Origin of the sequence: Phormidium pseudopriestleyi FRX01 (assembly GCF_017313335.1) — a bacterium.
GTDB lineage: Bacteria > Cyanobacteriota > Cyanobacteriia > Cyanobacteriales > Laspinemataceae > Laspinema > Laspinema pseudopriestleyi.
Genome location: NZ_JAFLQW010000471.1, coordinates 1 through 12,123, shown reverse-complemented (window position 1 = coordinate 12,123; position 12,123 = coordinate 1). Strand labels below are relative to the sequence as shown.

The window sequence follows — 12,123 nt, the reverse complement described above, 5'->3', positions numbered from 1 at the left end:
GTCTGTGGCCGGTGGAGGGGTTAGATGAACTGTTGGACAGAGGGTATGACTGGTTACAAGATTACTTAGTGAGCCATCCGGATGTGCGAGAAAAACTGACGAGTTGTGATAAGTGATAAAATGGACGGGTGAGGGGTTTTGGTCGCGATGTCTCCTCAACCCACCCCAGTCCCACCGTGCTACAATTCAACTAAAACTCAAGGAGGATACATGAATGAGCGTGATTATTCCCGATGATATCCTGACGGCGGCTAAGATGTCAGAAGCTGAACTCAAACTGGAAATTGCGATCGCCCTTTACCAGCAAAAGAGAATCAGCGGCGGAAAAGCGCGACACCTAGCTGGACTGAATATCCTGGACTTTCAACGAGAACTATCGAAGCGGGGAATTTGCGTCAATTATGATGTAGAAGATTTTCAGCAAGATCTAAAAACCTTGCAAGAACTGGGTGAACTATGACCGTTGTCAGCAATACTTCTCCCATTACGAACCTAGCGGCAGTTGGACAGATTGATTTGTTACGGCAACTCTACGGCACTATTATCATTCCCCAAGCTGTTTATCATGAAATGACTCGGGGGGATGATACTGTGCCGGGTAATCTGGAAGTCCAAACTTTATCTTGGATTCAGGTTCAACCCGTTTCTAACCCCAGTCGCGTCACGGAACTGATATCAGAAATTCACCTGGGGGAGGCGGAGGCAATTGTTTTGGCGATCGAGTTACAAGCGAACCGACTTCTCCTTGATGATTATCGCGGTAGAATGGTAGCAACTCGATTGGGACTGAAAATTACCGGGGTGTTGGGAGTTCTGTTGGTTGCTAAAGGGATGGGACTGATTCCATCGGTTAAACCTGTGATGGACGATTTGATTGCGATCGCCTCTTTTCGGATTAGCGATCGGCTTTATGGAGATATTTTGCAAGCTGCCAGTGAGTAACACACCCTGCTCACGTTAGTCGAAATGATGCTGATATTTAGGGAGTTATTTTAACAGGAATTACCCCGATTTCAACCATCCATTGTATATGGACTGGCGATTCGCGAATCGCTAGTCCATATCGATGTAACAACGGTGAGAAACCCGGTTTCTTGATGCAGGGGTTTTATCCGCGTTAGTCTTCCAGTTTTGTCGGTCCTAAATATTGGGTTAAATAGGGAGAAAAAACCTCATAAATTAAGGTTAAAGGTTTTTTATGATGCCAAAATAGATAATGTCTTCCCCAAAAGGGCCCTGTTTGTCCGAAAGCAGTTTCTAAGGCGGGGGAATGTCCATAGTGGATGCCTTGGACATCGCGATAAAGTTCCGTATGCAGGCGCGAGAGGCTCTCCCAGATAGGGATTGAGCGGTTTTGCAAATATTCATCGACGTGACTCGCTTCCCACCAGGAGGCGGCATAAGCTAGGCGCTGACCCGAGGCGGTGCGTAGCCACACTTGTCGCCGCAGTCGGGGTCCAGGGACCGATTGGATTAGACTGGGTGCACCGTCGGGTTCCATTGCGATCGCCGACATATCAATCACGTCTACTTCCGTGGGTTCCCTGGTGAGTAGTTTCAGGTGGCGCGTCGGCGAACCGTCTCCGAGGAGCAAAATTTGCCATGCTGGTGCGAGTTGGTGGTGGGGTAACCCCTGTTGTACCCACTCTTCTCCCCCTTCCCATAAGGGGTCGAGGCAGTGCCAGGTGGTTGGCGGGGTCACGCTGTTGGTGGGTCTGGAAGTAGCAGTCAATGCGCTTAACAGAACTTAACGTCACTCTCAATCATAGCGTTCCTTGTCCCTAGTCTTGCAGAATGGGTGGAAAATGGCTGTGGATTGATTCACCTAAACCGATCTAATGGTTCACCCGGAGAAGGGGTGACTACGAAAGGGTTTCACCCCTAAAGGAGTCAGCGGTGATGTTTTTTTACAGTCGGGTCCTGAATCCATCAGCAAGCGCGGTGAAGGAAAAGTTTTGGAGGCACAGGATGATCTAACTATTGCTCAAATCGAACTTTAGAGACTTTTTCATGAGAATATTTCCCGAAAAAGTCAACTGGCGACCCAAGAATTAACCCGGCGAGAACAATTACTAAATCTGGAAACTCATCACCAAAAATTGGGGGAAGCACAACAAAAATTAAGGGAAATTCAACAACAGTTGAGTCATTAGCGCCAATAATATAGCAGTCCTAAATCAGTTGTGGAATGCCCTCACCCCTTTCTCGTCGGCGGCCCAAAGGGGGAGAGGGGAGATGAAGATGTCATAAATTATTTAGGATTGCTATAGTGAATTAAGGGCACAAATTGCCTATCTTAATGCCTTGACTCGGTTAGAATAAACCGTGGGGATTACTTTGGAAACTTGGCAATTTACGGTATAAACGCCGAAAGATTGAAAGGGATGTGCAGTTTTTTTCGATAGGATAAGCTGTTTGTTACCGGGTCATGATAGACTACTAAAAAGCCGCACAATCAGGGAGGAGTGAGCATAGTGGTTAACCAACTTTCAGGGGGTAATGATGGGTTGCAACCTGTGGACTACAGTTACCTTTTGCAGCAGATTTCACGAGAAATCCAGGGTCAGAATCTATTTAAACTGTCTGGGGATAGGAATCGATTACGAATGGATATCGATGATATCGCAGCGGCAGTTGCCAGGACTCCGGGTCTTCAGAATCCCATAACTTCGGCCAATGGGGTGCGATCGGCCTCGGTGAAATTTACCCCCAGGATTCAGGAGCAATTTAGCAGTCAAATTCAGGAAATTCAAGACCAGTTACGACGCCATCTCCAGGAAACTATGGGGTCTCCAGAGGCGATCGCGCAGACGGTTGACCAGATGAGTCCGGAGTTAACCCAGGTTCAAGGCACAACCGGACAACTCGGATTTACCTTCAACTTTAATCAAACTTCTCCAATTCTTCAAAAAGAAAAACTCAGACTAGAAACCAACCGTCCTGGCGGTGAATCTCGACTGAAATTTCATAAAATTACCCTTTCAGTGCAAAATGTAAACCGATTTTCCTCGGACCTGCGCCAGGGAATGGCGAATTATATTACCACTAAACTTGCTCCCAATGACGAAGAGATTCAGCAAGAACTGTTAGGAGTTCTCGATGGGTTAGTCCAGGATGAAATCTCCTACTTTAATGATTTGCAGCAATTGGTAGATACAGAAAGTCTCGGAAAGCTCAAAAAAGAAGCAAAAATTATCTATTTAGAGCATCTGGCCGAGCATATCGAAACCAGCGATACTGTCGGGATGATTTATCTAAACGATTTAATTCGCCGCTTACGATTAATCGAAGCTTACATCAATGACCCGGAAAAAGCAGATGGAGATTTCGAGGTCAACTATGGGGGAATGACGGTTAATTATAGAGATGCGTTATCCCGAGCGGAAGTATTCGATTGTCTGCCAATTATTCCTATAATTGATGGCAATTTAGGAGAACATACGGACGGAGAAGGGGGGGAACGGCAGTTTATTTTGGGACTGAAACTTAAATTTGGTGGTCCGGTTCAAACTCATGCCGGACAAGAAGTATTGGATTATAACCTGATGCTGCTGAACCCGGAGAGTCCGGAACATAAAGAGGCGATCGCAGATGAAACTCGACGAGAATCTTTTGCCAGAAAAGTGTTAGTTCGACTGTTTGTTTATTATTTCGTGTTCGCCTCGGATTGCGATCCAGGAAAACCCGATTATAACCCGGATCAGGAAGGCAACTTTTACCCTTGGCGACTGTTTGATGAACGGGTGATGTCAATTTTATCCGGTTCGGAGGAAGGAGCAAAACAGCGGATTTTCGCGGGGTTCGTCCGAGGGATGAACCAACGTAATGTCCGGGTTAAAATTGAACACCTGCGGACTATGCTGCAAAATGTTATCAAGCGACAAAGAATTTTACCCACCCGGACTTATTCGCGACAAATTAACCTCAGAAAAGGGATTTTACAGAAAGATGTGAATAGTGCACTACTGGGGTATTTTTTAGACCCAGAGATAGAAAGAAATCCCAAAGCACAGTTAAAATATGTGACCATTGGGGAACCGGGATTGGAAACCAAAGCACTCTCTCGTCTCCAAGCAAGTATTAAAATTGAAGATGTCCGGTATTTCCCGGAAACTGAACAAGAAAGATTCACCTGGAATTATCAGATTGCTGGAATTCGGATGCTGGCGGTGGTTTGTACTCCGAATCAGGGGATTTGTTGGGAACAGTATCGAGAAACATTCCGCAATCAGCAATTAATTCTATTGGGTTATGATAATACACGCCTGAATCCCGGAGGATTTAATCCGAGTCAAACCTTTATTTATCGGTTCACTTGGACGGTTCTTTCTTATATTTGCTTCGATTTACTCCTAGAAAAAGCACCGAAAAACTTGTTTATTCCGTTCCTGCGCCTCCATGAGGGAACCCATGAACGACCCTTGCCAACAGAGAAATTTTTAGCAAATCTCTGTAAGGGATTGTCCCATTTGCTCTGTTGTGAATATCGTTCTAATTCCCAAGGAATTCGGTTGAAAAACTTCAATCGACATCGGTTAGAAAATGGGTTGAGGTCTCTCTACTCCATGTTACCGAAAACCTTTCGGGTGATGGAAAGCACTTCACCGTTGCAGTTAGATAAACTGGCGATCGCCATTGTATCAAGTCGAGAGAGTGATGCCGCAACGAAACCTGAATACCGGAGAAATCGGATTGCCAATGTCACCGGAGAAATCATCGGCATCCAGCGATCGGCAGAAGATACCATCCAGATAGAACGACTCCACACCTTTTCCGATAACTACTCCTTGCGTCGCCTCTATCGGGAACCGCCTATTTTAATCGATACCGTCAACCAACTGTATCAAGAAGGATATCAGCATATCCTCTATGTCGCACAAGCACCCTATACTAGCACTCTGCATATCACCCGTGGCGATCGCGATGAAGACCTGTATTTTATGTCTCCTCCCCTGATCACCGCCTTAATGCAAAACCATCCAGATCTAAAAATTTATCCCATCTTTTTCGATAAATATTACGTCTGCAAATTAGGCGGTCCTAAAGTGAGCGCATTTGTGGTCCAAGACACTCAACAATTAACCAGTTTAGCGCAAGACCCCCGACAGCAAGCGGTGGTCTTTCTCAACCTATTTAATGGTATTAGTGTTGGCCGACCGGAGGAACGGTTTTATAATGGTGTGATTTCCTATTCCACCTTATTAGGAGACTTTTATCCCCAAGTCATGGATGACCAATCCATTCGCCAAGATTTAATCTATGACACTCCCCTGAAACGGGATATTTTGCAATACTTAACCCTCTTTCACTTTTCCCGCTTTGATCGCAAAACCGAGCAAACGTTGAAGTTAGACCCTTACGAGAATATCATTGGAGAACAGTCCATTGGTGCTTTATCCATCTTTGAACAGATGACCCCAAGGGTTGAGTTTAATGCGTTAGCATTTTTGACCCAGGTTAAGAAAGTGTTAGATTTACGGAAAGGAGGGTGATTCTCTATTAGATTAGACTTCTTGCAAAATTCTAAAAATCTGATTGGCGTTTTTAAGGGGGGTTGAGGGGATCAATCCGTTATTTTGCAAGAAGTCTAGTAAAACTGACTATAAGTCTTATCCCGTGATGTTTTTAGTTGGTTTTTAACCGACGTAGTGGCGCTTCTCGAAGCGCCGCTACAGGCCGCCAACGTTTTAACCCTCAGCGGTTGTTGACCCGGGTGCAAGAAGTCTATTAAAAACAACAATTTTGGAGAAAGTGTAATGACTAAAATCAATAATTACTTTGATTATCTGTATTTTACTGAATGCGATATCCTTAGTTTTAAATGGGAACTGAAAATAAAACCCCGGTTTGATTCTCAGTCTGTTTCTTATCATGAAGTTTCAAACCTATTGGTCCACGTTAAAAATTTAGGGATTCTTCAAGATCATCCCCTTAATCCCCCCAGTCATGAATCCAGTATTATTTTTTGGCCTAAAAGATGTACTTGCATTTTTAAAGAAGTCAAAACCTCGATACTCCAGATGAATAGATACTGTGAATACCCACCGGGTTCTAAGCAGTTTGTCCCGGGTCCATATCAGGAGAAAATTGAAAATGTATTTTCTGTCGATAAACCCCTGAACGAGTTTTCAATTAAGGATAGGGTTTCCGGCGATGAACCCCTGAACGAGTTTTTCATTGAAGGAATGTATCAGGATCCAGTCGCTTGGGTCGATTGGGAAATTAACAGTCGATTTTTTGCGCTGGAAATTGACCCAAAAGATAAACAGCGGGTGTTAACCGGGTTAGAGTACAGCAAGTTACACGCTGGGGTCAAAACAGTGGAAGTGGGATATTGAGGATGAGTTGGCGGTCTTTCTATAAAAATTACTATCAGGAGTAATATTAAGCAGATGATAGCAGAAGAATTAGGTCGGTTGTTTGAAGTCGGGTTTAATATTGGCATTTTGGCATATTTGCAACGCCATCAGATTAAGCACAATTTTGGAGATTTGTATCGCCAGGATTTGCAGGGACTCAAATTACCGAAAATGGTCAAGCGGATGGCGGAAAAACATGAGGCGATCGCACCACAGAACCGCGAGATATTGGAAAAATGGAGTCGCTTTTTTATCCAGAAAGGGTTTCTCTCGGGGTTGAATTTCTTTCGGGAGTATCTGAGTTCCCAGGAAGGAAGCGATCGCCTCAAACGTCCCCCAGAAATTCTCTACTATCAATGCAGTTTTTCCGGGGACAACAGCATTGGCACTTCCCCCAAAGATTCTACAGAACATTTCACCCAGGTGTTATCCCAGTTTGAGACCCTAGATTCCCGGCAAATTCAGCGGATTATTCATCAATATTCTGGACAAGGGAAAGCGGGAGAGTTTTTGCAGTCTGATACCTTAATTTTCTTGCGCTTGGGTCAGGAATTCCGGATTTTATGTGTAGATTTATCCGTGTTTTCGGTGCAATCTGCTGAGGATATTGTTCCCCTGGATGATGTGGAAGTCTTGCGGCAAATGCTGATGGGGGAAATGGGGTACTTGCGGTCGAAAAGTGTTTTTTCTAAGTTGCGTATGGATACCGGCAGCAGTCCGGGGTTTGACTTGGAATTTTCGAAAGATTTACGGCAATATTTAACGGCATTTAAACGGCGGGATAAAGAAAGTACCAAGTTAATTCAGGCCGGTTCCTACGCGCATAGTTTCTATGGGTTTTTGCAGGAATATCACTTATTGCCAGAATCCGCTTCCCTGGTTTTGAATGTGGTGGGATATAGCGATCGCCACATTGGAACCATCTCTCTTCGTCCCGATAATCTCCAGTTGTTGGCAACTTGTGCTGAAATTTATAAGAAAGAACCGAAACAGCAAGAGATTAAAACAGCGAGAAAAAATGTGCTCAAGCAAATTCAACGAAGTGCTGCAAAAAGTTTTATCGAGGGTCAACAATTGGTGGACAAATTGTCTAATCCAAACCTAACTGGACCGGGTATTACCGAAGTGATTCATCACGAACGGATTCAAGGATTTTTTAACTCTGCGGGAATTCTTCCCCAGGAGTTGGCAACTCCCTTGGGTTTACCGGAGGGATTGACCCTGCGAAATGGACACGCGGAACTGATTAAACAGGCGCTGACTTCGGAGGAGATTTATCTGTTTTTAACTGGAAATCCGGGAATTGGTAAAACCACAGCGATCGCCAATTTTCTGCGATCGCACTTTGATGAGGGGTTCTTATTCCTCTATGTCAGTCCTCGCAAACAAGTCAATTTAGATATTATCGATAAGTTTAAATCGGCATCCACCGGCAACCTTTGCGACGATCGCCTCTGGTGTCTCACCAGTAACTCCGTCATGATCCAGGAAAACGGCGGATTTCCCACGATTCGATATCACACCAACTCCCGGCGAGATATATTTACTGCCAAAGCGGTAGATTTTATTCCTGCCGATCAGGAAGTGCGATCGCCAAGGGGTCAGCGTCGGTCCTCCGGTTTAGATCGCATCTCCACCGATCACATTCGCGAGCGCGGGACAAAAACTGCCGGAGTGCTTTCCAGTATTTCTGCTGGCATTCATACGGCGATCGCAGATCAACTCTCCAATCAAATCCTCGCCACTGTCTCAATCCAATCCTTGCGCGTCACCACCCCCGGAAACACCACCCTGAAACATCTCAATCACATCTTTAAAAGTGCCTACAACCAACGAGATAAGGAAGTCATCCCGGCCAAAATGCGTCAAATCTCCAACCGCATCAAACATCTGTTTATTATGATTGATGAAATCACCGGGGATGATAGCGGGGTTCACTTCTTGCAAGGCATCAGTAAATTTTTGCACGACTATGAACTCACAAACCCCGATCATGGATTTAATACTAAGGTGATTGTAGCGGATGCGTCAATTGTAGACAAAGACGTGATTACCCAACACTTATCTCAACCTTCTCCCGAACCGGATAAAATCTATTTTCGCCTTGCCAAACAGTCCCCAAACCCTCTCACTATCGAGACCTTTCAGTTTCAGATGTTACGCGCTTGTGCCATTAATACCAACTCCTACCCGGCCAGTGAATTAAACGTTACTTATAAAATTTTTATCGAATCGGTCAAATTCACCTCCAATCTGTTTCAATCAGAAAAACGCACCTTAGTCGAGAAGATGCAAACTCGACTGGCGGAAGATATTTATCAGTTATTAACCCAACCAGATGCCAGTCAAATCCTGGTTTACATTCAGGATAAAAAACGGTTGCAGGAACTCATAGAAACCCTTCGCAGTCGCCGAGGTGAATTTGAACCCTACAGGGATTACCTGGAAATTCATGCCAGTCTCGGCGAGGCGGAGAAACTGCGAATTCAGACCTATAAACAAGATGTCAAAGTCGTGTTTATGACTTCCGCCGCCAGTCGGGGATTATCCTTTCCCAAAGCAAAACATATTTTAGTCGAGATTCCCCGGTTTCAGATTGAGAAAAATCTCATGGAAGTGATTCAGGTGATTTATCGCGCCAGGGGAGAGTATGAGGAAAATGGAGTCTGGCAGACTCTGGATACGGAAGAGAAATCCCTGATTTTTTACTTAGGCGATCGCGCCATTTACTATCCCTCCACTGACCCCCGATTCCCTACCCCTGATGATGAAACCGAACGGCAACTGTCGATTCAAGAAAGCATCTTAAATCTCTTAAATATATTGCTGATTCTGAAAGTTTCCATGATGACGCGGATTTTAGGGTCCGGACCCTTGGGGAGAAAAGATTGTCTGATTATTCCCATTGGTGGTAAATCTGTTTCCACTGCCGGAATGACATTGAGTGGTCAAATTACCCACCTGATTCGAGAACTCAAAAATGAATATCGACAGAAACCAAGTCATCGCATCTTGCAAGATATTTTTACCAGTTTGGGAGGTCTTCTCAGTCATGCCGAATTTATCTTAATGGATGAAACCGGGACTGAAGAAACCATGCAGAAATCCTATCTTTCCTTACGGGAAGAATTCAATACTCAATTTACCCAATACTGTAACCGCCTCGACCAACTTTTAGACCTTGGCAATATTGAACCGGGTCATCTGGTGGGAAGTTTACTCATCGTTCCGATTCACCAACGGTTAGAAGAAAGTTATGAAATTCGCTTGCAACAGCAGATTCGCCGCTATGCCACCGATGAGTTAATTAAAAAGATGTTTGCCGTTAGTAAGAGTCTGGAATATCCCGAAAACCTGCGATCGGCCATACGCGGGGGTGCCTTCGAGTTAGTGGAATTACTCCGCAAGGAAGCAACTCGCACTCAATGGTTTGAACAATATAGCAATAATACTGACCAATATTATTTGATGCCATTGTTTAACTTCATTGCCGGTGAGGCGATCGCCGAGTATTTCAAACAAGAACCCGAGGAAGGAGAAGACCGAGAATTTAGAACGTTACTATCCCGCTATCTCCATTCTCTCTATCCCGCCTACAACACCTTACCCATCGGTCGTAAATACCGAGAATTTCCCTTTTTACTATTCAGAAGTTACAGTTTAGAGCAAATGCGAACTAAAATGTTTTCCGATAAGTATTTGTTGAATTCTCATGAATTAAATGTGCTAAATTTGATTTTATCACGAGAGGAGGAATAATTTCATATAGCGTTTTTCATGTCTGTATGGTAAAAACCTCACCCCAAACCCCTCTCCCAAGAAGGGAGAGGGGCTTTAGAGACTGCCTCATAAGTTCGGAAACTGCTATATTCATTTCAGTTTTTTTAAAAGGGTATAAGTCGCACCCTATCCCTATTAAAATGGGTAACTCCCGTTCAGCAAAGTGCTAGAATTGAATTAAAATCAATCACCTTTTGGAGGTAAAACTGATGATTGCTGTCCCCAATTACATCAGTCCTGAAGAATATCTCGACATCGAACGTCAAACCCCAATTCGTCATGAATATCGGCGCGGTTTAGTCTATGCGATCGCAGGCGGCACCGATAATCATGATCGCATTGCTCAGAATCTTTTGTACCTGATTAACTTGCATTTGCGGGACTCCTCCGACTGTCGGTTTTATTCTGGGAATGTTAAGGTCAATTATCAAGATGAATTTTATTACTATCCTGATGCCTTTGTAACTTGTGACTCGCGCGATCGCAGCGATCGCTATGTCAAACGCTATCCTAAACTCATCGCCGAAGTCCTGTCCCCCAGCACCCAAACCTTCGATTTAGGGGGAAAATTCACCGATTATCAAAAGATTGACACTTTAGAAGAATACATTCTAATTTCCCAAGAAACCCAGCGGGTAGAATGCCATCGCCTTACGGGTACAGATACCTGGGAAACTCAAGTTTATGGGGAAGGCGATCGCATTATTCTCAAGAGTCTTGAGCTTGAGTTTGCAATGGGTGAACTGTATCTCGGCCTCGATCCGTAGATTCTTCTCCTTTTCGATAAAGTTTTTGATGCCTAAAGCAAAAGTTTATGGTAAAATAAGCTGAAAATTTCCTCATTTTCCCAGAAAATCCTGATAGTTCTGCTCGATTTTCTTCGCCACAAATAGCAAGACAGCATATAAAATTAACGTTTCTCCCAACATTTCCAAAAATTCCTCAAAGGCGACTCTGACTTGTTCAATGACCCAGGTTAATACTTCCCGTTCTGGAAAAAATTTGGCCAGGAGAGGATTCAAAATAATATGTTTAAAAATCTCCGCACCAAATGCACCAACAATTGCCAGCACTAATCCCGAGATGCCTAGAATGACTAGGTTTCGATAACCATACCAAAGTGCTTTAAAATCTCGGAAAAAGAAGACAGCGATCGCCACGATTAAAAAGCTATAAATTCCAATCCAATATTTAGTTCCAGAAATCGGCATCCAACTGGATACTCCCCCTCCTAGATGGAGTTTGACCAGTTCATCTAAAGTAACATAGAATAATAACACCGATTGAACGAACCAAAATGCGGGAGAAGGACGTTCCGAGGACTTTCGGGACAAGAAAAACATCCCCAAATAAACTAAGGAAATTTGGAAGAGAATCGATGCTTGTAATAGACTGGGAATCGTCATGAATCCATCCATATCAAAAGGGTGATAAACTTTTCGATGGATGAAGACGCCGCCAAGGTAAATGATGACGATCGCCACTTCAAAGCAAATTAATCCCCCAATCCAATAAGGGATGGCACGGTTAAGCAATTTTGGGTTTAGGGTCATGGATGAAAATACTCATAAATTTGCTGTGCCAACCTTGGACCAATACCCGCGACTTCGGCCAATTGTTCCGGAGTGGCGATACTGATATAATCAATCGAATGGAAATGTGCTAACAGTTGTTTTTGCCGTTCAAATCCCAACCCGGAAATTTCATCTAAGCGCGATCGCCTCATTCGTTCCGTGCGTTGTTGGCGGTGAAAGGTTACCGCAAAGCGATGTGCTTCATCTCGCAACCGCCGTAACAATTGTACCCCCGGTTGTTCCGAGTCCGATCGCACTGGGAAAGACTCTCCTGGTTGGAAGATTTCCTCACGCTGTTTCGCCAAACTCACTACCCGCACATCTTCTAATAAATCCATCTCCCGCAACACTTCCACCACTGCCGACAATTGACCTTTACCGCCATCAATCATAACTAAGTCTGGCCAATC

The 12,123-nt window shown here is 44.3% G+C and carries 9 protein-coding genes; 6 read left to right on the top strand and 3 right to left on the bottom strand.

What is annotated here, in order from left to right:
• Positions 1-214: 214 nt before the first annotated feature.
• Positions 215-460 carry a UPF0175 family protein gene (locus tag J0895_RS17925; RefSeq protein ID WP_207089375.1) on the top strand — a complete coding sequence of 82 codons (246 nt, stop codon included), beginning with the start codon at positions 215-217 and terminating at the stop codon, positions 458-460.
• Positions 457-942 (top strand): PIN domain-containing protein, encoded by a 486-nt coding sequence (locus J0895_RS17920; RefSeq protein ID WP_207089374.1) that lies wholly within the window; start codon positions 457-459, stop codon positions 940-942. The genes J0895_RS17925 and J0895_RS17920 overlap by 4 nt, the downstream gene beginning before the upstream one ends.
• Before the next feature lie 175 nt (positions 943-1,117).
• Here J0895_RS17920 and J0895_RS17915 read toward each other — a convergent pair whose 3' ends face one another.
• Entirely contained in the window at positions 1,118-1,732 is a 615-nt protein-coding gene (locus tag J0895_RS17915) for a chorismate lyase (RefSeq protein WP_207089373.1), read from the bottom strand.
• A 742-nt stretch (positions 1,733-2,474) separates the two neighbouring features.
• On the opposite strand from J0895_RS17915, the gene J0895_RS17910 reads away from it, so the two are divergent.
• From J0895_RS17910 to J0895_RS17895, 4 genes are all read left to right on the top strand, one after another.
• Entirely contained in the window at positions 2,475-5,492 is a 3,018-nt protein-coding gene (locus J0895_RS17910; RefSeq protein WP_207089372.1) for a hypothetical protein, read from the top strand.
• 528 nt (positions 5,493-6,020) lie between these two features.
• On the top strand, positions 6,021-6,338 hold the full coding sequence (locus J0895_RS17905) for a hypothetical protein (RefSeq protein ID WP_207089371.1): 318 nt from the start codon (positions 6,021-6,023) through the stop codon (positions 6,336-6,338).
• 54 nt (positions 6,339-6,392) lie between these two features.
• A complete protein-coding gene (locus J0895_RS17900) occupies positions 6,393-10,118 on the top strand; it encodes a helicase-related protein (protein WP_207089370.1) in 3,726 nt (1,241 codons plus the stop codon).
• Positions 10,119-10,348: 230 nt separating this feature from the next.
• Positions 10,349-10,906, top strand: coding sequence for a Uma2 family endonuclease (locus tag J0895_RS17895; protein ID WP_207089369.1), 558 nt, complete (start codon positions 10,349-10,351; stop codon positions 10,904-10,906).
• 72 nt (positions 10,907-10,978) lie between these two features.
• On the opposite strand, the gene J0895_RS17890 is transcribed toward J0895_RS17895, so the two are convergent.
• Both J0895_RS17890 and J0895_RS17885 read right to left on the bottom strand, forming a co-directional pair.
• Positions 10,979-11,692 (bottom strand): hypothetical protein, encoded by a 714-nt coding sequence (locus J0895_RS17890; protein WP_207089368.1) that lies wholly within the window; start codon positions 11,690-11,692, stop codon positions 10,979-10,981.
• On the bottom strand, positions 11,689-12,123 hold a 435-nt coding region (locus J0895_RS17885; protein WP_242541391.1), incomplete at its 5' end, for a helix-hairpin-helix domain-containing protein. The genes J0895_RS17890 and J0895_RS17885, both read right to left, overlap by 4 nt.